This is a genomic window from Dubosiella newyorkensis, from assembly GCF_001945605.1.
Taxonomy (GTDB): Bacteria; Bacillota_I; Bacilli_A; order Erysipelotrichales; family Erysipelotrichaceae; genus Dubosiella; species Dubosiella newyorkensis.
In genome coordinates, this window is record NZ_MPKA01000054.1 from 1 (window position 1) to 22667 (window position 22667).

Sequence of the window (22667 nt, forward strand, 5' to 3'; positions counted from 1 at the left end):
TTTTTGGAAAAGGAATCTCGGTAAATACAAGATCTTCATTATGAGCAGTGGTATTCGTTTCCATAGGGTAGCCACCTCCTGTGGTTACTCTACTTTAACTTTCATCAGGCTGCTACCCGCTGTTTTAATTCCCGCTTACGGGTTATTAGGTAAGAAGAATTGATGATACGATCCAGGATCGCATCTGCGATCGGGCCTCCATCTAACAGCTGATGCCATCCGTCAAATGAATACTGGCTGCAGAAAATCGTTGATTTCTTATTGCACCGGATTTCCATCAATTCTAGCAGATCGCTTCGTTCTGTTTCGCTTGTGGATCTTAATAGAAATTCATCCAGGATGACAAAATCGTATTTTCCCAGTTTCTTCAGGTATTCATTATATTTTCCTTGGATCCGCATTTCTTCGAATTTGGAAAACAGTTCCGGCAGGCGAATGTACAATACCGTTTTTCGATCTCTGCAGGCGTGAACGCCCAATGCGTTTGACAGCCAGGTCTTTCCGCATCCGGAGGCGCCGACAAAGATCACGTTCAATCCTTTTTCGAGATATTTGTTCGTTGCCAGTTCTTCCATTTGAGATCGATCCAATTTTCTTTCCGGATCATAGTTGATGGATTCCATGCTTGCCGAAGAATCATAAAAATGTGCATTTTTTATATATCGCTCGATCGTATGATTGACTCGGCTGTTGTACTCCATGTCGATCAATTCGGAAAATCTTTCGTCAAAGGATAATTGAGAATAAGCAGGGTCTTCTGTCTGGAGCTCATACTGCTCCGCCATGATCGGTAATTTCATGTGTTTGAGTTTTTTCATCAGATCTTTTTTATTCATTGGATTTTCCTCCATAGTAGTCTTTTCCCCTTACAAATGCGTATTCATTCTTTTCTTTTTGTGGATCGTTCTTTCTCTCTTTCAAATCTTGATTCGATTGAAGTATCATTCTAATATTTCTATATCCAGGCTGGCTGATGTGCTCCAACGCCAATCGACACGCATTTTCCAGTCTGGATTTTCCGTATTTATCGTAAAGTTTAAGAATAGACAAGCAGCCTTTATAGGCTTGTTCTTCCTCTTTATACCGATCGAATAATTTTTGAATGATGATCAATGTGTTTTCTCCCATCGAAGCGCCCCATTTCAGAAACCGCTCCTTATTCCACTGAAATCTTTGATGGTTTTCCGGCATATGGCTTTCATTTGTCGAATATTGATTGACCCTGCCATATAAGCGGTCATGTGTGCAGATCTGATTCATTTTATAGTAGATGGTTACTGCACTTTTAGTAAGTTTGATATCGACATATTTTCCAACGTATTCATGAGGAACCGAATAGTTCATTTTTTCTACCGAGACATGATAATTCAATTGTACTTTGGCTCTTTTCCATGTGCTCATTTCGAAAGGATATTCCGGAAGACGTTTCATGAATGGAAATTCTTCCTCCATATATACACTCTTTCTTGATCCTTCTCGTTTTTGAAAAGGCCTGGTATTGAATCTTTCCAATTCTTTGAAAATAGCTCGGTTGAGATCATCAAATGAATAGAATTTCCTGTTTCGAAGTTTTCCGACAATGGCTACCGTACAATCACCGACAGCGCCTTCCACTGCTGCTTTATCCTTTGGCCTGCGGACCCTGGCAGGAAGGATCGTTGTATCATAATGATCCGCCATCTCCTGGTATGATTTGTTCAGGATCGGATCCTCATATTTTTTATGAGATATCACTCCAGTCTTTAGATTATCGGGAACCAGAAGGCGTGTCGCACCGTCAAAATAACGATAAGCCTGAATATGGCAGTCGATCCAATCGCCTATTTTCATACTTGGACAGGCCTGTACATAGCTATACATGCTGAAAGGAAGAGTCGCCTCGAACAAGTAGGCCGGAATCATTTCGCCAGTGTATTGATCATAAACTGTCATTCGCGTCCCGTTCCAATCCACCATCAGCTTGTCACCAGGTTTATGATTGATATGCATCGTAAGCTTGTGCTTATTGACATATTCCCGGTACTTTTCGCAGAAGTAACTGTACTGATAAAATGGGATTCCCGCTGTTCGGCTAGCCTGCGCATATTCTTGCCATAACAGCTTGATCGTTGTGCCTGGTTTCAGAAGTTCCTTATGAACATAATCAAAGTCAGGCTGTTTGATCGATAGATTAATTTTTAAATCTTCCTCAAATAAAAGTTTTTGAACATCCGGCTCGTTAAGGTCTTTGATCGAAGACCAGCAGATTTTTTTTGAGTTAGCGATATTGAAAATTTTTCTGACCGTATCTCTGGAAATTTTCAATGATATAGAAATCTGCCGCTGACTATGGTTCTGGGATCGCATCTCCAAAACCTTTTTAACATCTCGCATAAAAACACCTCCTGACTGCAAGATTGGACAAGTATAAAAATACTTATCACTCTATATCTTATAGTCAAGAGGCGAGAATATATTCGAAAAGTGGTGGGCTTCTCTAGCGGAACGGGTGGACTTTGCCACCGTATCCAGTGGACTTATTTTAGCGTATTGGGTGGACTTGAAGTTACGTAATATTCAAATCCAAAAATTCAGGTGTTCCAAATATAATTGCTAAAGTATCATGGAAGAATAATGGAATTCGTAAGTTAAAATTAGTTAGAGATTTATGGGTCGAAATTTCAAAAACATCTGCTGAACAAATTTGTAGTATCTATACAGGGGAACCTATAAATTTTAAGAATTTTGATTTAGATCATTTTATCCCATGGAGTTATATTGGAAACGATGAATTATGGAATTTAGTCCCAACGGAACCGAATATCAATTCATCTAAAAGCAATCATTTACCGAGCTGGGATGTGTATATAAAACGGTTTGTAGATATTCAATGGTTTCTTTATTGTTGTGTGTTTTCGAATGAAAAGATTCGATTTAAGTTTGATCGTTGTCGTCAAGATAATTTAAATGAGATTTGGGCTACAGAACTGTTGTTTGTTCCTGGACGGACCAAAGAAGAATTTAAAAACATTCTTGTTCAAAATATTCGTCCAATCTATAATTCAGCTGAACTGCAAGGTTTTACGATTTGGACGTATAAATAAAAATACAAATTACTGTTGTGGGAGTTGATTTTTTAGGTCAACTCCCACAACTTTTTAACTGGATATAATTAAACCGTTTTTTATGCAATGCTCCCAATTGATTTTTTTTCTTCCAATAGATCTGAATAAAATTGTAACGATTTCTTCTTCAATTAAAACGATTCTTCCTTTTCCGTATTTGGCATGAAAGATTATTTTATTTTTTATAGGCTTTTTTAACTCGGATCCAGGCTTAGGTTTATTCCCTTGATTTTCTTTTTTTTGTATTTGATTTTAACGGTATCTTAGCTGGGTTTTTTTGTATATTTTTTGGGTAATATTTGCAATTTTTATATGAGTTTTTACCAAGTTGTGGAATATATAGACCTGTCTTAATACATAGAGCGTTTTCACAAAACTGGCATTGATAACATGATTCTCGTTCTGTATCTTGTCGAAGGGTATGGATAGAGTAACCATATCCAGTATTTTGGTATCCACCTTTGGTGCGATATTTATTATAATTTTGTCTAGACATAATCAATTTCTCTTTTCTATTAATACCATTATACTAAATTTTATCAAATTCTATTATATAATTTTGCTTTATTAGAATTACAACTCATTAGGTTGAATCGTGCTATACTAAAGCACAAAAGGAAGGAAACACTATGAGAGTAGAACAAGTTAAACAACATCTAGCCAAATATCAACTATCCGAGTCGATCATCACTCTCGATGAATCGAGCGCATCTGTAGAAGAAGCCGCCAAAGCCCTTCATATCCAGCCAGAACAAGTCGCTAAATCGTTGACCTTCTCATCCGAAGAAGGATGCATCATGGTTCTCTTGGCTGGGGATCGAAAAGTTCACAACGGAAAATTCAAACGCACATTCCACACCAAACCCCACATGCTCTCTAGCGACCAAGTTCTTGCATACACCAACCATGAAGTAGGTGGCGTCTGCCCATTTGGGGTGAACGATCATGTCTTCGTTTACTTGGACCGCTCATTGCAAAACTATGACTATGTTTATCCAGCCTGCGGAGAAAGGAACAACGCCATAAAACTCACCCCACAACAACTGTATGAAATCTCGCAAGCCATCGACTGGGTCGATGTAGCCAAAGACCAATAAGATGGAGCCAGCATGGAAATCAAAACCGAAACGATCGTCAAACAATGTTTAGAAACGATCCAAGAAAAAATCAATGACCTCAATACGCTCAATATCTTAGTTATTGGAAAATCGGGTGTTGGAAAAAGCACGCTCATCAACACGATGTTTCGAGGCGAACTCGCCAAAACCGGACTAGGAAGACCGATCACTCAAGAAATCCGTAAAATCGAAAAGAAAGATGTTCCACTCGTTATTTACGATACGCCTGGCTTCGAACTTTCTTCTTCGCAACAAAAACAAGTCAAAGAAGAAATCATCGAACTCCTCGAACAAGGAGCTCGCTCCAAAGACATCAACGACGCCATCCATTGTATTTGGTATTGCATCAACGTAGGCGCCAATCGAACCTTCGACGAAACCGAACTCCAATGGTTAAGGACCTTGACTTCGGAAAATCAAAAATTCAAAGTCCCGATCTTCATCGTGCTCACTCAAGCCATACCTAAGAAAAAAGCGCAAGAAATGAAGCAGCTGATCGAAAAAGAAAACTTAGACATCGTCAAAGTCGTCCCCGTCCTCGCCAAAGATATGGAATTTGACGACGAGTACACCGCCAAAGCGTATGGACTCGACCATTTAGTCGATCTGATGAGCGAAGCATTGCCCCAAGAATTAGAAAAAGCCTTTCAAAACGTGCAGATCGCCAATCTCGACGCAAAAAAAAAGAGCGCTAGAAAAGCGATCGCCACAGCCGTGAGCGCCAGCTTCACCGAAGGATTCACACCCATTCCTTTCGCGGATGCTGCTCTGCTCGTTCCTACGCAAGTTTCTATGATCGCCGCCATCACCATCATCTATGGATTTGAAGCCAACAAACGCTTTTTGACCGCCTTTATGAGCGCCACGATCGGACCCCTTTTAGCCACAGGACTCGGAAGGACTCTCAGCGCCAACCTGCTCAAACTCATCCCAGGCGCAGGCAGTCTTGGCGGCGGACTCATCTCCGCAACCACCGCCAGCCTGATCACGACCGCCATGGGAGAAGCCTACATCCGCTTGATGGAAATGATCATCAAAGGCGAGATCCGCAAAGAAGATCTCGAAACCCGCGCCGGAAAAAAACAAATCACTCAACTATTCAAAAAAAATTTAAAATAATGTTTGACACACCCCAAGATGTAGGGTATTATAAATGAGAATTCAGCAATCGGGCCTGTAGCTCAGGTGGTTAGAGCGCACCCCTGATAAGGGTGAGGTCGTTGGTTCAAGTCCATTCAGGCCCACCATTTGCTGAATTAATATGTGGGGTGTTAGCTCAGCTGGGAGAGCACCTGTTTTGCACGCAGGGGGTCAGGAGTTCGATCCTCCTACGCTCCACCATTTTAAAAACAACGAACACTTTCTTGAAGAAAGTGTTCTTTTTTTTTTCGCCACATTATGGTATAATTACAATGCAAGTCGACATCCCTTTCTTTGTTAAAATTCGTCGGCTTGCTTTTTATATGGAGCGAGAAAGAAGAACAATGAAAATTTAGAAAGATATGATAAAATACTTATACTATCAACGTAAAGAAAAGAGAAGATCATTCTCTGCTTTCTTTATAGTCTTGGTTTTGTTTCTTATGGGCTTCCATATCCGCTTGGATGAGCTGCTTCACATACGGAGAAAATTGACGATTCTCTAACCATTCGATCATTTCTTTTTCCGTGTTTTTGTTAAACCGGATCCCCTTTAAAATCGTATGTGTTTTGTTGTATTTATTGCTTGCCCTAATTTGTGCAGGACTTGACATGAGGTACCTCCGCTTTCTCGTTTTTCTACGTAATATTATAGCTAAAATTTACACTATCAACAACGATAGAGCTAAAAAAAATGAAAAAAATTTTTTTGGTTGTAAAAAAGCCAACCCTTTCTCTAATTATAAACAATCAAAATATCCATTTCCAATCTAACCATTTAAAGGATATTTTACAGTCTCTAACAGGTAGGATGGCGCATTCAAAAACAAAACATGACCATTACCCGTTTTATTTTGAGAGCAAAAGCTAAAAAAAATATTTTTTTTGTTGACTTAAAGGTAGGGATGACGTATTATAAGTGAGCAATCAGAAAACAAATCGGGCCTGTAGCTCAGGTGGTTAGAGCGCACCCCTGATAAGGGTGAGGTCGTTGGTTCAAGTCCATTCAGGCCCACCATGTATTTGATTGTTTCAATGTGGGGTGTTAGCTCAGCTGGGAGAGCACCTGTTTTGCACGCAGGGGGTCAGGAGTTCGATCCTCCTACGCTCCACCATTTTTTAAAATTAAAGAACACTTTCTTAGAAAGTGTTCTTTTTTTGTTTTCAGTCTTCTCTCTTGTAGAGCGAGTTATCACCGACTAAAATGAACAATGTTCATAACAGGAGGGAAAACAATGAAACAATATTTAAACTGGTCGATCTTCTATGCGTTTGCAGGATTGGCAGCAGGCGTCTTCTATCGAGAATTTACAAAAATAAATCAATTTACCAACATCAGCACCCTTGGAAAAGTCCATGGACACCTCTTACTGTTGGGCATGGTGATGTTTTTGATCGTGGCCCTCTTCTCCACAAAATTCGATCTAGAACAAGCCAAACACTTTTCCTTGTTCATGATCCTATACAATGGAGGACTCATCCTTAGCGCGATCATGATGATCATCCGAGGCATCCTTCAAGTCAAAGCGATCGCCCTATCCGCGATGGCCAACGGCATGATTTCTGGAATTGCAGGACTCGGCCACATGGCCATGGGTATCGGCCTGCTCATTTTCTTGTTCATTCTACGAAAGCTAGCCAGCGATCAATAAAAAAAGCGAACACTTTCTTAATCGAAAGTGTTCACTTTTTGCGTTTCACCTGTGTTGAACCGAATGAGCGCAGAGTCTTCATAAAGCGTGATCGAATCGATCAGCAAATCGATCAGACTCCAAGCATATTTTGGATCGGTTCGGACGTTTTCTTGGACCTCTTTTAATCGATCCATCACCATCGACTCACTCAAAACGATCGACTCTTTCTTCTCTTGCTCGATCAAAGCTTGTAGTTGGATCTCTTCTTTTTTGAGCTCTAAAGCCCGTGCTAACTCCGACTCTGAAACGTTTCCATCCTCGATTCGAGCCATCAGCTTTTCTTTTTCGCGCATGCATGTCTGCAAACGCGCTTCGAACGAAGCCAAAGACAAACGGCCTTGTTTCTCCTTCGCGTATTCTTGGCTGACGATCTTAGCGATCTTCGCTATGTTTTCCAACGTCAAAAATTCGATCGCACACTCTAGGATGATCGGATCCAAAACACCCCTACGAATCTTTTTTACACCATCTTGACTAGGACAAACATAATGATCGCCTTCGATCACAGCTCTCGAATGAGAACATCCACAAAAAACTTTGGGCGCCAACACATAGTTATAGTTGCGATTCAACGTAGATCTTCCTCTCTTTTTCTTTATTTCTTGATCCTAATTCCTATAGTACAAAAAACGATCCTGAAAAAGAAAGACTTCTTTTGATGCATTTTTGAATTATTTTTGATAAATGTTACAAAATCCCCGAAATTATACTTTACTATTGGTGTAATATTCGTTATATTGCTGACTCAGAGGTCCAAATTTGCTTGCTGTGCTAGTGAGAAACAAAAAAAAGACGACCTCTATGAAGCGTTCTTCGGGACGCTTCTTTTTTCTATTTTCATTCCCAAAAAAAGCAAAAGCGACAGAAGATCTGCCACTTTTGTATTTTTTAAGTTTATTTAAGGAGAGAGATTATAGAAGAGATTTTTACGTGTCCCTTAACACACCTATAAGGTACCGCTTTCTTATCGATAAACTATGCCTCTAATTTGGGAAACAATGTGACTTTCGCCCCGAATATGTAAAATTACATGAATTTTTAGGGAGAAGCAATGCTGTGATATAATGTGACCGATCGGAGGATGAAAATGACTCTATTTTTTAGAAGCTTGCCAAGACTTTGGCGCAAAGCCAGCCTAGATCTAAAACGACATTTTGCCATGACCTTTTCCGCCTCGCTCTCGATCGGGATCGCTTTGCTCATGGCCATGCTTTTGCTGATCAGCGCTGCAAATATTGCCAACTTCACCCAACATATCGAACAAGAACTTATGATCCAAGTCTCCTTGCAGCCAACGCTCGATGCTTCACAACAAGAAAACATCCAGCAACAGCTCGTCAACATCCAAGGCGTCAAGAACGTCACCTATTCCTCCAAAGAAGAGGAACTCGACAAATTGATCCAAGAAAACGGAGACATCTTCGCCCAATACGCTCAAGAAGGAAGAAACCCCCTCTATAATGTCTTTTTGATCGAAGCCGATCACGCCGACCAAATCGAAACGATCTCAAAAAAAGCGAAAACGATCCATGGCGTGATCGACGTCAGCTATGGCGGAGGCGCGATCCAAAAACTCATCGCCCTCTTTAAAAATGTCCGCATATGGGGCACTCTCTTTGTCGCCCTCATGATCCTGCTAGCCATCTATCTCATACGAAATACGATCAAAATGACGATCCATGTCCGTAAGGACGAGATCGCCATCATGCGCCAAGTCGGCGCCTATAATTGGTTCATCACGGTCCCATTCGTATTGGAAGGAATGATCATCGGCCTAAGAGGCGCCTTGATCCCCGCCCTGATCGCCGGCATTGGCTATCCGCTCTTATATCAAACGATGAACGGTGTCTTTTTATCCGACATGTTCATCCTTCTTTCACCGATCCCCTTTATTCTCTATCTTGTCGCTTTTTTGCTTTTGTTAGGCTTAGGCGCAGGATTGGTCGGCTCCTATCTAGCCGTTAGAAAATATGTGAGATTTATCCGATGAACACATTCAAAAAAACAAGCGCAGCCATCCTAGCGCTCTCTTTGAGCTTGTATTCCTTCTCTACGCCCCTCTTTGCCCAAGACTACTCCAACACCGAAGAATGGTATACGACATGTTCAAAACCCCAAACATCGCAAGAGGGCGTAAAAGCTTGCCAAGGCTTTCAAGAATACCAAAACAAACGCAAAGAAGAATTGGCCCAAAGCATCCAAAGCTTCAACGAATCGATCCAAACCCTTGAAAACGACACGAACCAAGTCGCGGCGCTTGCCCAAGAACAAAAAGCGCTCGCCGAACAACTCAATACCCAGATCGCCGAAAAAGAAGCGGCCATCCAGCAAATCGAAGCCAACATCCAAACGCTCCAACAAGAAATCGAAGCCAAACAAGCCGAAATCGAAGCGTGGGACGCCCAGATCAAAGAAAGGATGCGCTTTGAACAAGCCAACTTAGGCACCAATATGATCATCGACCTCGTCATGGGCAGCAAGAACCTCAACGACATGCTCCGCCGCATCAGCGGCATCGAGCGCATCACCGAAGACGACCAAGACCAGATCGAACGCTTGAACGAGCTCAAAGCCGAGCTCGAACTCCAAAAATCCGAAATGGACCGCCTCAAACAAGAACAAGAAAGCCAAAAGACGCAGCTCGAAGAACAAAGAGCCCAAGCCCAAGCTTTAGAAGAAAGCTATAATAAAATGGTCGAACAATACCAAGCCCAGATCCTTGAGCTCCAAGCCAAAAAGCGCGAAGCCCAAATCGATATGGATTCGATCCGCAACTTTACGATCTCGACCGCCATGGGCAACGTCATGATCGCTAGCGTTCCAGGCTTTAGCGCCCCGATCGCAGGGGGAGGAAAGACGGCAGGCACATGGGCTTATCCTGGAGGAGGCCTTCACTTAGGCTTAGATTGGGGCGTTCCGATCGGAACACCCGTCTATGCTCCAGCCGATGGACTCATCCTCTACGCCAACAATCCCGTTCCAAGCAATTCCGGCTATTTAGGAAACTGGAGCGGCTACCCATATGGCGGAGGAAATACGATCGAAATGCTCTGCAACGTCAATGGAACGTTGTACGCGATCTCCTTTGCCCACTTAGCCCAAGAAAACTTTATGGTCAGCGCCGGACAAAGCGTCGCGCAAGGCCAGCAGATCGCGGCCACAGGCAATTCCGGAAACACATCCGGCCCCCATTGCCATATCGAAATCTACAATCTAGGACAAATGAGCGTCGAAGAAGCCGTCAGTCGCTTTTCGAAAAACGCCGACTTCGCTTGGGGAACGGGATGGAGCGGCACAGGAACTTCTTGCGATGCGACAGGGGGCAGGACCCCGTGCCGAGAGCGTCCCGAAAAATTCTTCTCTTAGAAAGGAGAGTCTATGATCGAATTTAAAGATGTAAGCAAAGCCTATCCGAATGGAGTGCACGCCCTCAATCACGTCAATCTCAAAGTGGAAGATGGCGAATTCATCTACGTGATTGGCGCTACTGGCTCTGGAAAAAGCACGATGATCAAGCTGCTCAATGGCGAAGAAGTGAGCGACTCTGGACAACTGATCGTCGATGGAGTCGATGTAGGCGCCCTCAAGCATCGGAAAGTCCCGGCCTATCGACGCAATGTCGGCTGCATATTCCAAGATTATCGCCTTCTTCCAAAGCTGACTGTCTATGAAAATATCGCCTTCGCCTTAGAAGTCGTAGGCATGCGTAAAAAAGACATCAAAAACAGAGTGCGCGAGATTCTCGAACTTGTCGACTTGAAAGACAAGGCTAGAAGCTATCCGGACGAGCTTTCAGGCGGCCAGCAACAAAGGGTCACGATCGGAAGAGCGATCGCCAACCGACCAAAGATCTTGATCGCCGACGAGCCGACCGGAAATCTAGACCCTGAAAAAAGCTTAGAAATCATCCAGCTGCTCGAAAAGATCAATCAAAATTTCGGCACGACGATCGTCATGGTCACCCACGATAAAGTGCTCGTCGACGAATTTAAAAAACGAACGATCATCTTGGATGGCGGCTATGTGATCCACGACTCTAGAGTAGGCGGGTACCGCTCCGTATGAGAAAATGGTGGACATTGCTTGGATACGAGATCAAATACGCGTGGCTTGGCTTACGGCGCCACCTGCTCGTATCGCTTTCGGCCATGAGCGCCGTCATGGTCACCCTCTTTTTGATCGTCGCCTTTTTGATCGTCGGAGTCAGTGTGGAATCTTTTTCAAAAAGTGTCGAACAAGATCTTTCGATCCATGTCGTTCTTGATCCGGCCATACAAAGCGAAGAAGAGCTTCAGTCGATCCAAGAGCAGATCGAATCGCTTTCTCAAAGCGATCACGTCGTCTTTTCCAGCAAAGAAGAAGAACTGCAGCTCATGATCGAAGAAAAGGGAGAAGCCTTCCAGCTCTATGAAGGGGAAGAAAATCCTTTGGGGAACGCGTTTTTTGTCTACGCCAAAGACGGAGAACAGATCCAAGAACTTGCCAAAAAGATCCGAGAAATTCCTGGGGTGGCGCATGTGGCCTATGGGGGAAAGAGCGTGACCGGACTGGTGGCGCTGTTGGCAAAAGTGCGAACGATTGGCATCGTGGCGATCGTTCTTTTGCTCATCCTTTCATTCTATTTGATTTATAATACGATCCGTACTACCATTTACTCGAGATCGGACGATATTATTATCATGCGACAAGTGGGCGCCGAAAATTCATTTGTCAAACGGCCATTTGAAATCGAAGGAATCATGATCTCGCTTTGCGGAGCGATCATCCCCTTTGGACTAGTCGCCTATGGATATCCTAAGCTGTATGAAAGCTTGCATGGCTATTTGTTCGCGCGCATCCTTGAACTCGTGCCGGTCCATACGATCATCGCCCTATCGGGGAGCGCTTTGATCGTATCCGCCATCTTGATCGGATGGTTTGCCAGCTTTTTAGCCGTGAATAAATACATACGCGAAAAACGATAGGGCCATCCTATCGTTTTTGGAATAATAAGGGGAGAAAACATGAAGAAAACAAAAAAACCAAGCGAAAGACAGAGCGCTAAGCAAAAAGGACTCATCCTCCTTTTATGTGTTGCTTGTTTTGGGGCCGGCGTGAGCGTGCCCATGTTGATCGAGAAGGCAAAAGGCATCGACAGCCAAGAATTCTCAAAATTAGAGACGGTCTATTCGCTTTTAAAGAATCAATGGTACTATGGCGCGCAAATCGAAAATTTGGAGGATCAATTGATCGAGCAATCGATCGTCGGGATGAGCAGCAACGAGATCGATCCACACACGAACTATCTTGGCCTTGATCAAGCCAAAGATTTTTCGGACGCGCTAAGCGGAAGCAATGTCGGCATTGGCACGGGCTTTTATCGCGACGCCGACAACAATATGGTCGTCAAAAGCGTCTTTATCGATTCGGCCGCTGATCAAGCGGGCATTCAAGAAGGCGATGTCATCACCAAGGTGGGCTCGAAAATGGTCAGCGACATCTCCAGCGAAGATTTGATCACGCTCATTCAAAATCATGATGGCCAAAATCTAGACATCACCTTGATGCGGAATGGAGAGCCGAAAAATGTCCACGTCGTTCCGGGCGTGTATGATTCGACCGTGATCTGCCGTGAATTTGACGGATATGGAGAAATCGTTCTTTCTAGCTTTTCCGAACATAGCGGACAAGACTTTAAAAAAGCGGTCGAACGCTTGCAAGAAAAAGGGATCAAAAAGATCATCATCGACCTTCGCAACAATACGGGCGGTTATCTCGACGCGGCCATTCAGATCGCTTCTTCCCTTCTTCCTAAGGAAAGCATCGTGTTCAAGGAAAAGACACGCAATGGAAAGATTGAAGAAAGCGAAGTGCTCGATTCGTATACGCCAGCTCAATTTGATCAGATCGTCCTCTTGCAAAACGAAAATAGCGCTAGTGCTTCGGAAGTGCTCATTGGCGCTTTGAAAGACAATCTCAAAGACAAGGTGACAACGATCGGTTCGACAAGCTATGGAAAAGGAACGAAGCAAGTGCTCGTCCCTTTCAGCGATGGAACTTCTTTAAAATACACAGAATCGGAATGGCTCACACCTTCTGGTGAGTCGATCAACAATAAAGGGTTCGCGCCCGATGTCGAAGTCGAAGATACGGCGATCCGGCAATCGTATTATTCCACCCAAGAAGAAGATCTTGAATTTGAACAAGATAGCGTGAATCCCAACGCGCAAGCTTTGCAGCTCTTTTTACAATATCTTGACTATCCTGTGGATCGGGTGGATTCCTATTTCTCGGCCCAATCGGCCCAAGCGCTCAAGCAGTTCCAGGAAGATCATCAATTGGAGGCGAATGGCAAAGTCGACGCCAAGACGTGGGAAGTTCTTGAACAAGAGGTCAGCTTAAAAATGAATCAAAAAGAGATGGAGGACGATGTTCAGCTTCAAAAGGCGATCGAATTGATCAAAGCAGAATAGAGGATCAAAAAATTAAATTAAGGGGGTGTTTCTATGGATCATGATAGAAACAAAAAAACATGGAAGCCCGTATTGAATTCGATCAATGCGCATTCCAACACGATATCTTTATATATTGCGCTTTTTTCGCTGATTTTCAGTATCTTTACTTTTTATATGACCGTCAAGATCGAGGAGCATTCGAACTATTTATCGGATTTGCAAGCGCCTTGTATTTATAAGCTCAAGGTGAGCGGGAATGTAGAGTTTCCGAAAGTGGATGCGGGCGCCTCGACGATCGAGCTGGATCAAACGCGGATCGTTTTAGCGATCACGAGCGGTTCGGTGCTCGATATTGGCAACGTGGTGATGTCTGATGATGGCTACATTGAAAGGATCCGTTCTTGGTCGATCGCGCAGCATCAGCCTGCCAACAAGGAAATGGAAGCAGAAGAAGAAAAGCTCGATGGAACGACGACACTTTCGTATCGGCCGGGTTTATGGAACTATGAGGCTTCTTCTAAAAGTGCGTATACGGTGTTGTTCGTAAAGACAGGAAACAACACGAGCGATATTTGGCTGCTTGTGCTCGATGAAAACGGGAAGCTGAGTATTTATGGCTACGACGCGTTGGCGATCGATCCAGACAGCAAGTATCCTAAGGCGTTCGAGGCTTATCGGAAGGCGCGTGAATTTTTAGTCGCCAACGACATTTGAAAGGAAGAACATGGAAAAATTTGAACTTGTCTCGGCGTATAAGCCGAGCGGAGACCAGCCCGAAGCGATCAAAGAATTAGTGGAAGGCATCAAAGAAGGAAAAAAAGCCCAAGTTCTTTTGGGTGCGACGGGAACGGGAAAAACGTTTACGATTTCGAATGTGATCGCTCAAGTCAATAAACCAACGCTTGTTTTTGTTCATAATAAAACGCTCGCTTCGCAGTTGTATTCAGAGTTCAAAGAATTTTTTCCCAACAATCATGTGGAATATTTTGTTTCGAACTTTGATTTTTATCAGCCAGAAGCGTATGTGCCAAAGACAGATACATATATTGATAAAAACACGAAAACGAATGACGAATTAGATATGCTTCGGATGGCGGCTGTCAATTCGGTGCTCCACCATCGGGATACGATCATTGTCGCCTCTGTCGCTTCGATTTATGGCGCCAGCAATCCAGAACAATACAAAAATATGATTGAAACGATCCGCGTAGGGGATGTGATCGATCGTAACGAGCTCATGCTCAAGCTCGTTCACCAGCAATATAAGCGCAACGATATCGATCCGGTGCGGGGAACGTTTCGGGTACGGGGCGATACGATCGAAATCACGCCAGGTCATACGGAAGCGTATTTGATCCGGATCGAAATGTTTGGCGATGAGATCGAGAGGATCTGTGAAGTCGATCCGCTTACAGGAAAGCTGAATGCGGCTTATCAGATCTACAACATTTATCCGGCCAATGGATACGCGACGAGCATGGATATCATGAAGCGGGCGGCGAAAAATATTGAAACGGAATTGGAGGAGCGTCTCCATTATTTTGACGAGATGGGAAAACCGCTGGAGAAAGAACGTTTGGAGCAGCGGTGTCGGTATGATATTGAGGCATTGCGTGAATTTGGTGTCTGTCCTGGGATCGAGAACTATTCGCGTCATATTGATGGAAGAAAGCCTGGAGAGAGGCCATATACGTTATTCGACTATTTTCCGGATGATTTCTTGCTTGTCGTGGATGAAAGTCATGTTTCTTTGCCGCAGGTGCGGGGAATGTTCAATGGAGATCGGGCGCGTAAGCAAACGTTGGTCGATTATGGCTTCCGTCTGCCTTCGGCTTTGGACAATCGTCCGCTGAAATTCAACGAGTTCGAGTCGATGACGCCGCAGTCGATCTTCGTTTCGGCAACGCCAGGCGATTATGAATTGGAAAAGACGAATCATCATGTGGTCGAGCAGATCATTCGTCCAACGGGTCTTCTCGATCCAGAAGTCGAAGTCCGTCCAATCGAAGGACAGATCGATGATCTTGTGGATGAGATCAAGGAGCGGGTGGCGCGCAACGAGCGGACGCTAGTGACAACATTGACGGTCCGCATGGCGGAGGATCTTACTTCGTATTTGAAAAACATGGATCTGAAGGTGGCTTGGCTGCATCATGAGGTGACAACGATCGAAAGGACCGAGATCATCCATGATCTAAGGGAGGGCAAGTACGATGTGCTTGTGGGGATCAACTTGCTTCGGGAAGGTTTAGATATTCCAGAGGTTTCGTTGATCGCGATCTTAGATGCGGATAAGGAAGGCTTCTTGCGTTCGCGTCGTTCATTGATCCAGATCATTGGGCGGGCGGCTCGAAACGCGCAAGGGAAGGTCATCATGTATGCGGATAAGATCACAGAGAGCATGGATGAGGCGATCAAGGAGACGGCGCGTAGACGTAAGATCCAAATGGAGTATAATGAGCGTCATCATATCACGCCAAAGACGATCATCAAGCCGATCCATGATGTCGTTCGTTCGAAAGAGACGAAGGAAGTTACGCGGAAATATTTAGCGAAGAAGAAGATCAGCAAGAAAGATAAAGAGAAGATGCTGGAAAATTTGCGGAAGGAAATGAAAGAGGCCGCCAAAGAGCTCGATTTCGAGCGGGCAGCCGAACTTCGCGATATGATCATCGAATTGGAAGGATAGTTATCCTTCCTTTTTTAGATTGCTTTTTGTCCATTGGATCGGTTGGATATGGTGGGCTTCTAAGAAGGCGTTGGCTTTTTGAAAGCAGTTGGAGCCAAAAAAGCCGCGGGAAGCCGATAAAGGAGAGGGGTGGGCGGATTCGAGAACGAGGTGTTCTGGATTGGTGAGCATCTTCTTCAAGGAGCAGGCTTTGTTGCCCCATAAAATAAAGACGATGGGTCGATCTTGGGCGTTGAGCGCTTCTAAAAGGGTGTTGGTGAAGCGTTCCCAGCCTTTGTTTTGGTGGGAGAGCGGTTTGCCTCGTTGCACGCTCATGATCGGATTGAGCAAAAGGACGCCTTGTCTTGCCCAGTCTCTTAGATCGCCGCTTCGAAGGATCGGGGTGTGGTATTCACTTTCCAATTCTTTGTAGATGTTTTTTAAAGAGGGCGGGATCGGCTGGTCCGGATTGACGGAGAAGGCGAGCCCGTGTGCCTGGTTTGGTCCGTGATAGGGGTCTTGGCCTAGGATCACGACTTTCACTTTGGAAAGGGGTGTCAGGCGCAGGGCGGAAAACACTTGTTCTTTGGGTGGATAGATCGTTTTGGTGGCGTATTCTTGCTGGAGAAAGCGAAACAAATCTTGCATATAGGGCTTGGAAAACTCTTGTTGATAGAGAGGATCCCAATCGTTATTCATCATCGACATCATATACCTCTTTTCGTTGGAATTCTTTCTTTAATCATATAGAATGGAGCCATGGTAATTCAAGATAAGATCAAGTATATAGAAGCAAAAAGAGGAAGAAACCATCCTTTGTTCATGTTTAGAAATTGGCTCGATGAAAAAGTGCCGTCGCATCGTGAGCTTAAGCTCATTCAGGTGGGGGGCACGAATGGCAAGGGGAGCACGTGTCAGTGGCTAAACTTGTTTTTGCGAAAGGAAGGTTTTCGTACGGGGATGTTTACGAGTCCGCATCTTGTCTCGCATTTGGAAAGGATCCAAGTGGATGGAAGCTGGATCGAGGCGAGCGAATGGGAGCGGATCTATGATCGGTATGCCGATTTTTTTGAGGAAGAGCAGCTGACGATGTTTGAGATCGATTTGTTTATGGCGATCGTTTATTTTGTTGAGCAAAAGGTCGAGTATGGCATCATCGAGGTGGGAATGGGTGGTCGTTTGGATGCGACGACCGCTCTAGATTATATTGCGACATTGATCACGAATGTGGGGATGGATCATACGGAGTATTTAGGGACGACGCTTTCTCAGATCGCAAAAGAGAAGGCGGGGATCTTTAAAGAGAGCACGTTAGCGATCGCCTATGATACGACGTGTTTTTCCGTTATGGAGGAGGAGGCTTTTCGGAAGCGGACTTCTTTATTGGTGGCTGACTATGATCTTTCGAATTTGGATACGAGCGCATTGCCGGCGTATCAAAGGGAAAATCTTGTGCTGGCTTTAAGTTGTTTGCGGCAGCTTAAGCTTTTGAAGCCTTATTCTATTCAGAGCGTGATCGACTCATTTTCTTGGCTAGGACGGTGCACGGTGCTTAGAAAGGATCCTTTGGTGCTTTTGGATGGGGCTCACAATATGCCTGGGATCGAGGCGCTCATTCGTTCGCTCTCTTCTTTTGAGGGCGTGATCTATTTTTCGGTTCTCAAGGAAAAAGAGTCGGATAAGATGATCAAGCGGATCCTGAAATGGAATTCGAATGTGGTTCTTGTTCGTTTTGAGGAGGAGCGGCTCGCGGATTTGGATGTGCTGCATGCGCATTATCGGATCCCGACGATCGATTTTGAGGATATGATCGATCGTTTAAAAGGAGCGAAAACGAGTACTTTGATTTGTGGCTCGTTGTATTTTGTTGGGAAAGTTTTGGCGCATCGAGATGAGATCGGTTCTTAATCGCTTCGCTTTACACATTTCCTCGTTTTTTTCATAATATAGAAAAAACGAGGAGAGAGAGCATGGCTGGATTTAAACGCTTAAAGGCATCTTTGCAAGAAAAAAAAGACACAAATTTATTGTTTGCGCTGGTTCAGCGGTATTTGAACAACAATATTGGCACGAAGTCGGCGGCGATGGCGTATTATCTTGTTTTTACGCTTTTTCCTTTGATGATCGTTCTTGGGAACATTTTGGCAATGTTCCATATCAATGTGGATACGCTCACGAGTTTTTTGAAGCCGCTCATGCCTATGGATACGATTCAATTGTTGGCGAGCTACATCAATTATGTGAATGAGTCGTTCAGTCCGGTTTTTTTGTCGTTTGCGATCATTTTTTCGATTTATTTTCCATATCGGGCGATCAAGGATCTGATGGAGGATGTTCGTGCGGCGTATGGGCTTGGCAAGCGCGCTTCTTTTTTGTCTTCGTTATGGCGCGAGCTTGTATGTACGTTCCTGATTCCATTGAGCTTGTTGTTGTCGTTTTTATTGGTGGTGCTTGGTGAAAATGTCATTCGTTTCTTTTTGGGTTTTTTCCCGGCGGATTTTTTTCATATTTCGGATTTGATCTTGCATTTGTGGCAATATTTACGGTTCGTGGCGGCCGCTTTATTGATGGGGGCTTCTTTAGGTGTCTTGTATCAGTTGAGCCTGGATCAATGGGTGCGGTTCAAAAAGGTCGTGCCAGGGATCGCGTTTGCGATCTTGGTATGGATCGTCATGTGTATCGGATTTTCGTTTTATGTGGAAAACTTTGCCCATTATTCTGTGATCTATGGAGCGCTTGGTGGTTTTATCGTTCTGCTGTTGTGGTTGTATTGGACAAGCTTGATCTTCATCATGGGTGGCGAGTTCAATGCGGCGATCGATAAGAAGCGTCAGATCGAGATGGATGTTCAAAAAGCATAAGAAGAGAAAGAAGGAGCCTTGTGGGCTCCTTCTTTTTAGGGGAATAAGAGGGTGTCTTGAGCTAATTTTTGAGCGATCGGCAAGTCTGCTGGAAGCCAGTCGATTGAAAGAAGGTCAGCGGGCAAGACCCATTTGGCGGCTTCATGCTCCACCAATTGGAGCTCTCCGTTTTTGATCGTTCCAATAAAACAATCCATCGATAAAAGGAAAGAAGGATATTCATAGTCGATGTGCTCATAAAATTTTTGGATAGAGGTATCGACTTTAAGTTCTTCTTTGAGTTCCCGAACAAGAGCTTCTTCCTTGGTTTCATGGGGTTCTACTTTCCCTCCAGGAAACTCCCATCCTCCTTTAAATTCGCCATATCCGCGTTGCGTTGCTAAGATCTTTCCGTTTTGAATGAGGATCCCAGCGACGACGTGGATCTTTTTTTTAATTTGTGATGTAGTCATAAATGTCTGAGCGGACTGGATGTTCGAGTTCGTATTCGATTTCAACGGCGCTTTTGCCGCCAACAGTAACGGTTTTATAATGTCCAGTCGCAAAAATCCTTCCTAAGTAGTAGAATTCTTTTGATTCTTTGTCGTCTTTGTTTTTGCGAACGAATAAATACATATTCACGTTTTTTTCTTTGGCTTTAAGCGCGATCGAAACATCGCTTGAATCGGGAGTCCTGCCTTGTTTTGAGATTGCTTTTAAAAGACTTGGCGAAATAAAACGGTCTTCGTATTTTGTCGTTTCTGAAATCGTCTCTTCCTTCACATAATTAATATAGATAGGATATGTTTTTGTTTGTTCATCATACTTATATCCGCCAATATTCAAAGCGACTTCTCCTTTTTCCCAATTCAATAAACGGCCGACATCATCGTACGTGTACTTCGCATATAAAACAAAAGGCGAATTATCACTTGAATGCAGATATTTTGTTTTATAAAGATAGATACCATACTCGATCACTTCTTCGATACTTTCTTTGAAATCTTTGTTTTTGAGTAAAGAATCAAAGTGAGAAGAGATCGTATAATCGTTTCCTTCTTCCTTTAAAAAGATACAATCTTTATACGTATCCTTTCCCGTTCCTGTGATGTAGTTGTTCGTAAATTGATTGACAAGATTGATCGTACCACTATGATCGAGATCAAGTCCATAGTCTTCTTTTAAGCAAGATGCAAAATGAGCAAAAGAAGGTTTCTTTTTGGAAAGAAGTTCTTTTAAAAGAAGAAGCTCATGGATCCTTTTTCCAGAAGCAAAACGCTTTGATATGTATTCTAAAATCTTTAATTGTTCTTTGGAAAAGGAGAATGGATACTCTTTTTCATATTTTTGTAAGTAAGCTGGATAGGAACCAAATTTTTGGAGGATCTTGGAAGGTTCGATTTCACCAAATTCTTCAAAATCCATCAAGGTCGGTATTCTACCGAGCATTTGTTTTAACTGCAAATAAGAATCACGAATCAATTTTGTCGTTTGAAGCTTTGCTTGATCGATCGATTCGAAGATTTTTTCTCGCGAGATCCGATCAAAATGGATCGTTGAGCTTCCGGGCAATAATCGATCGCCTTCTAAAACGAAGTGGCGGATCGTATCTTTGTTGTAGGTGCGATCGCTAGAAAGAGCGATCGGGATCATATAGTTGCTTTGATAATTACCAATAAAATCTAAGATCACGACATATTCTTTTTCTTTATATTTTCGTAAGCCTCTTCCAAGTTGTTGAATAAAGATGATCGGACTTTCTGTAGGACGTAGCATGATGATTTGATTGATACTTGGAATATCGACGCCTTCATTGAAGATTTCAACAGTAAAAATATAATCCAAACTGTTTTCTTTTTCATTTTGTGCAAGACGTGCGATCGCTTGTTCTCTTATTTGTGAAGAATCTTCACCTGTTAAATATGTCGTATGAAACCCTTTTTGATTGAACCGGTTCGAAAGTTCTTTGGCTTCTTCTTTCCGAGAAACAAAGATCAATCCTTTTGGACGAGGACCACTATATCCATAGTATTGGATCTTTTCGATGATATAGTTCACGCGATCTTCTTGGATTAGATAGTTAAAATTTCTGAGATCTTCTTTTTCGTAAAGATTTCCATCAACTAAAAAATCGGTGATCCCAAAATAATGGAAAGGACAAAGTAAATTTTCTTTTAAAGCTTGATTCAAACGGATCTCATAGGCGATGTTATGATCGAAAAGTGCATAGAGATCATAATTGTCTCTTCGTTCTGGAGTTGCTGTCATCCCTAACAAAAGTTTTGGTTCAAAATAATGAATTATTTTTTGATAGCTGTATGCACCAGCACGATGAACTTCATCGATGATGATCGCATCAAACTCTCTTGGATCAAGATTTGATAGGACATCATCTTTAGAGACGAATTGGATCGTCGAAAATACATAGTCTGCCCTTGAGGATCGATGCTTGGAAGTCAATTTTCCATAGGTTCTTTCTTCTTTGAGAACGACTTGAAAGCTGTTGAGTGCTTGTTCTACGATCACGTCACGATGAACAAGAAAGAGGATCCGCTGAAAATGGAGCTCGCGCATCGCAAAAGCAGCAGCAAATGTTTTCCCTGTCCCTGTAGAGCTGATCAATAAAGCCCGTTTTTGCCCATGATCGATGAGCTTTTTTAAATTTTTGATGAACGCGTGTTGCATCGTGTTTGGCTCAAGCTTTTGAACGATTGTTTTCGTATCCGTATGAGGTAAAGTACTGTTGAATGTTTTATGATAGTTTTTAAACTCTTCTTGATAAAAATCTTTGAATTCCACATAATCAAAACTCATTTCAGAATTCCAATACGTATTGAATTCAAAGAGAAGAGATGTGCTTAAGCTTCCTGTTTCTAAAGCAACGATGCGAGTATTCCATTCTTTATTCACTGTCAGCGCGGATTGGGTTAAGTTAGAGCTTCCAATGATTGCCCGAACTTGATTACCTCTTTTGAAAATATAGCCTTTTGTGTGAAAGCCGGGAGCGTTTGGCTGAACATGGTAGAGCTTGACTTCAATATTTTTTAAGTTCGAAAGACGCTCAAGTGCCGATGGATCAGAAAAACATAAGTAATCGGTCGTTAAGATCTTTCCGGGAATGCCTTTTTCTTCTAGTTCCTTGAATACTTGGAGAAGAGGAGTAAGGCCGCTCATGGTGATAAAAGCCGTGCTAAAACAAAAGGAATCACAATTCTTCAATTCTTCTTCAAGGGCGACAAGGACCTTTTTGCCTTGAAGAGGATCGTTTTGGAGAAGCTGTAATTCTAGGTCGGGACGAGAATAATAATCTTGATCGATCAAAGATGTTTGTACTGAAGCTAATAATTCTTCTTTATGGATCGTAGTATACATGTGGTTCCCTCTTATTGGCAGGATAGCATATTCAAAGCTTTAGATCAAAAAGACAAAGAGAATTGATATAATTGAAACATGGATACCAAAGAAAAGATCGGCTACACGCCTCTAGAAAAGATCAAAAAAAAAGCCACTTTCAAAGATCACGATCCAAGAGATCGCAAAAGAAGCCCAAGTCTCTAAACAAACTTTTTATAATTATTTTGAAGATAAGGAAGCTCTCATCCAATATATCTATGTCCACTTCATCATTCCTGACTTTGATGAGACAGTTTTTTCAGTTTCTTTTTTCCA

The 22667-nt window shown here is 43.1% G+C and carries 21 protein-coding genes, 4 tRNA genes and 2 pseudogenes; 19 read left to right on the forward strand and 8 right to left on the reverse strand.

Going from position 1 to position 22667, the window contains the following annotated elements; genetic code table 11:
• Nucleotides 1–104: 104 nt before the first annotated feature.
• Together BO225_RS03505 and istA are read right to left on the reverse strand one after the other, a co-directional pair.
• On the reverse strand, nucleotides 105–836 hold the full coding sequence (locus BO225_RS03505) for an ATP-binding protein (RefSeq protein WP_076340896.1): 732 nt from the start codon (nucleotides 834–836) through the stop codon (nucleotides 105–107).
• Nucleotides 829–2373, reverse strand: coding sequence for an IS21 family transposase (gene istA / locus BO225_RS03510; protein WP_076340897.1), 1545 nt, complete (start codon nucleotides 2371–2373; stop codon nucleotides 829–831). The genes BO225_RS03505 and istA overlap by 8 nt, the downstream gene beginning before the upstream one ends.
• Nucleotides 2374–2690: 317 nt before the next feature.
• Between istA and BO225_RS13075 the strand changes: the two are divergent.
• Together BO225_RS13075 and BO225_RS12685 are read left to right on the forward strand one after the other, a co-directional pair.
• Nucleotides 2691–2819 (forward strand): annotated as a pseudogene (locus tag BO225_RS13075) (HNH endonuclease domain-containing protein); the annotation flags it as partial.
• Between the two features lie 21 nt (nucleotides 2820–2840).
• On the forward strand, nucleotides 2841–3083 hold the full coding sequence (locus BO225_RS12685; protein WP_233120281.1) for a hypothetical protein: 243 nt from the start codon (nucleotides 2841–2843) through the stop codon (nucleotides 3081–3083).
• A gap of 238 nt (nucleotides 3084–3321) precedes the next feature.
• Here BO225_RS12685 and BO225_RS03520 read toward each other — a convergent pair whose 3' ends face one another.
• The gene (locus BO225_RS03520; protein ID WP_143356758.1) at nucleotides 3322–3600 is read right to left on the reverse strand and encodes a hypothetical protein; all 279 of its coding nucleotides are present in this window, start codon (nucleotides 3598–3600) and stop codon (nucleotides 3322–3324) included.
• A gap of 133 nt (nucleotides 3601–3733) precedes the next feature.
• On the opposite strand from BO225_RS03520, the gene BO225_RS03525 reads away from it, so the two are divergent.
• From BO225_RS03525 to BO225_RS03540, 4 genes are all read left to right on the forward strand, one after another.
• Nucleotides 3734–4201: a YbaK/EbsC family protein gene (locus BO225_RS03525; protein ID WP_076340899.1), complete on the forward strand. Its 468-nt coding sequence runs from the start codon at nucleotides 3734–3736 to the stop codon at nucleotides 4199–4201.
• A 12-nt stretch (nucleotides 4202–4213) separates the two neighbouring features.
• Nucleotides 4214–5341 carry a YcjF family protein gene (locus tag BO225_RS03530; protein WP_076340900.1) on the forward strand — a complete coding sequence of 376 codons (1128 nt, stop codon included), beginning with the start codon at nucleotides 4214–4216 and terminating at the stop codon, nucleotides 5339–5341.
• Between the two features lie 51 nt (nucleotides 5342–5392).
• Nucleotides 5393–5469 (forward strand) — tRNA-Ile (locus BO225_RS03535).
• Between the two features lie 18 nt (nucleotides 5470–5487).
• Nucleotides 5488–5563 (forward strand) — tRNA-Ala (locus BO225_RS03540).
• 203 nt (nucleotides 5564–5766) lie between these two features.
• Here the strand turns inward: BO225_RS03540 and BO225_RS03545 are convergent.
• A complete protein-coding gene (locus BO225_RS03545; protein ID WP_076340901.1) occupies nucleotides 5767–5976 on the reverse strand; it encodes a hypothetical protein in 210 nt (69 codons plus the stop codon).
• 327 nt (nucleotides 5977–6303) lie between these two features.
• Here BO225_RS03545 and BO225_RS03550 point away from each other — a divergent pair.
• From BO225_RS03550 to BO225_RS03560, 3 genes are all read left to right on the forward strand, one after another.
• Nucleotides 6304–6380, forward strand: a tRNA-Ile gene (locus BO225_RS03550).
• A gap of 21 nt (nucleotides 6381–6401) precedes the next feature.
• Nucleotides 6402–6477, forward strand: a tRNA-Ala gene (locus BO225_RS03555).
• A gap of 120 nt (nucleotides 6478–6597) precedes the next feature.
• Nucleotides 6598–7014, forward strand: a complete 417-nt coding sequence (locus tag BO225_RS03560) for a DUF2871 domain-containing protein (RefSeq protein WP_076340902.1) — start codon at nucleotides 6598–6600, stop codon at nucleotides 7012–7014.
• 17 nt (nucleotides 7015–7031) lie between these two features.
• On the opposite strand, the gene BO225_RS03565 is transcribed toward BO225_RS03560, so the two are convergent.
• Entirely contained in the window at nucleotides 7032–7628 is a 597-nt protein-coding gene (locus BO225_RS03565) for a hypothetical protein (protein WP_076340903.1), read from the reverse strand.
• Nucleotides 7629–8143: 515 nt separating this feature from the next.
• On the opposite strand from BO225_RS03565, the gene ftsX (BO225_RS03570) reads away from it, so the two are divergent.
• From ftsX (BO225_RS03570) to uvrB, 7 genes are read left to right on the forward strand one after another with little or no spacing between them, the layout of a single operon-like run.
• Nucleotides 8144–9046, forward strand: a complete 903-nt coding sequence (ftsX, locus tag BO225_RS03570) for a permease-like cell division protein FtsX (protein ID WP_076340904.1) — start codon at nucleotides 8144–8146, stop codon at nucleotides 9044–9046.
• Nucleotides 9043–10422, forward strand: a complete 1380-nt coding sequence (locus tag BO225_RS03575; RefSeq protein ID WP_076340905.1) for a murein hydrolase activator EnvC family protein — start codon at nucleotides 9043–9045, stop codon at nucleotides 10420–10422. Before ftsX (BO225_RS03570) ends, BO225_RS03575 begins: the two co-directional genes overlap by 4 nt.
• A gap of 12 nt (nucleotides 10423–10434) precedes the next feature.
• Nucleotides 10435–11121 (forward strand): cell division ATP-binding protein FtsE, encoded by a 687-nt coding sequence (gene ftsE / locus BO225_RS03580; RefSeq protein WP_076340906.1) that lies wholly within the window; start codon nucleotides 10435–10437, stop codon nucleotides 11119–11121.
• On the forward strand, nucleotides 11118–12020 hold the full coding sequence (gene ftsX, locus BO225_RS03585) for a permease-like cell division protein FtsX (RefSeq protein ID WP_076340907.1): 903 nt from the start codon (nucleotides 11118–11120) through the stop codon (nucleotides 12018–12020). Before ftsE ends, ftsX (BO225_RS03585) begins: the two co-directional genes overlap by 4 nt.
• A 39-nt stretch (nucleotides 12021–12059) precedes the next feature.
• On the forward strand, nucleotides 12060–13508 hold the full coding sequence (locus BO225_RS03590) for a S41 family peptidase (protein ID WP_076340908.1): 1449 nt from the start codon (nucleotides 12060–12062) through the stop codon (nucleotides 13506–13508).
• A 33-nt stretch (nucleotides 13509–13541) separates the two neighbouring features.
• Entirely contained in the window at nucleotides 13542–14204 is a 663-nt protein-coding gene (locus BO225_RS03595; RefSeq protein WP_076340909.1) for a hypothetical protein, read from the forward strand.
• A 10-nt stretch (nucleotides 14205–14214) separates the two neighbouring features.
• Nucleotides 14215–16179 (forward strand): excinuclease ABC subunit UvrB, encoded by a 1965-nt coding sequence (gene uvrB / locus BO225_RS03600; RefSeq protein WP_076340910.1) that lies wholly within the window; start codon nucleotides 14215–14217, stop codon nucleotides 16177–16179.
• On the opposite strand, the gene BO225_RS03605 is transcribed toward uvrB, so the two are convergent.
• On the reverse strand, nucleotides 16180–16866 hold the full coding sequence (locus BO225_RS03605) for a uracil-DNA glycosylase (protein WP_076340911.1): 687 nt from the start codon (nucleotides 16864–16866) through the stop codon (nucleotides 16180–16182).
• A 51-nt stretch (nucleotides 16867–16917) separates the two neighbouring features.
• Between BO225_RS03605 and BO225_RS03610 the strand changes: the two genes are divergently transcribed.
• The gene (locus BO225_RS03610) at nucleotides 16918–18066 is read left to right on the forward strand and encodes a bifunctional folylpolyglutamate synthase/dihydrofolate synthase (RefSeq protein ID WP_076340912.1); all 1149 of its coding nucleotides are present in this window, start codon (nucleotides 16918–16920) and stop codon (nucleotides 18064–18066) included.
• Nucleotides 18067–18128: 62 nt separating this feature from the next.
• Nucleotides 18129–19019, forward strand: coding sequence for a YihY/virulence factor BrkB family protein (locus tag BO225_RS03615; RefSeq protein ID WP_076340913.1), 891 nt, complete (start codon nucleotides 18129–18131; stop codon nucleotides 19017–19019).
• 35 nt (nucleotides 19020–19054) lie between these two features.
• Here the strand turns inward: BO225_RS03615 and BO225_RS03620 are convergent, their stop codons facing one another.
• Both BO225_RS03620 and BO225_RS03625 read right to left on the reverse strand, forming a co-directional pair.
• On the reverse strand, nucleotides 19055–19471 hold the full coding sequence (locus BO225_RS03620; protein ID WP_076340914.1) for a (deoxy)nucleoside triphosphate pyrophosphohydrolase: 417 nt from the start codon (nucleotides 19469–19471) through the stop codon (nucleotides 19055–19057).
• On the reverse strand, nucleotides 19452–22370 hold the full coding sequence (locus BO225_RS03625; protein WP_076340915.1) for a DEAD/DEAH box helicase: 2919 nt from the start codon (nucleotides 22368–22370) through the stop codon (nucleotides 19452–19454). Before BO225_RS03625 ends, BO225_RS03620 begins: the two co-directional genes overlap by 20 nt.
• A 142-nt stretch (nucleotides 22371–22512) precedes the next feature.
• On the opposite strand from BO225_RS03625, the pseudogene BO225_RS13080 reads away from it, so the two are divergent.
• Nucleotides 22513–22593, forward strand: a pseudogene (locus BO225_RS13080) (TetR/AcrR family transcriptional regulator); the annotation flags it as partial.
• Between the last annotated feature and the right edge of the window lie 74 nt (nucleotides 22594–22667).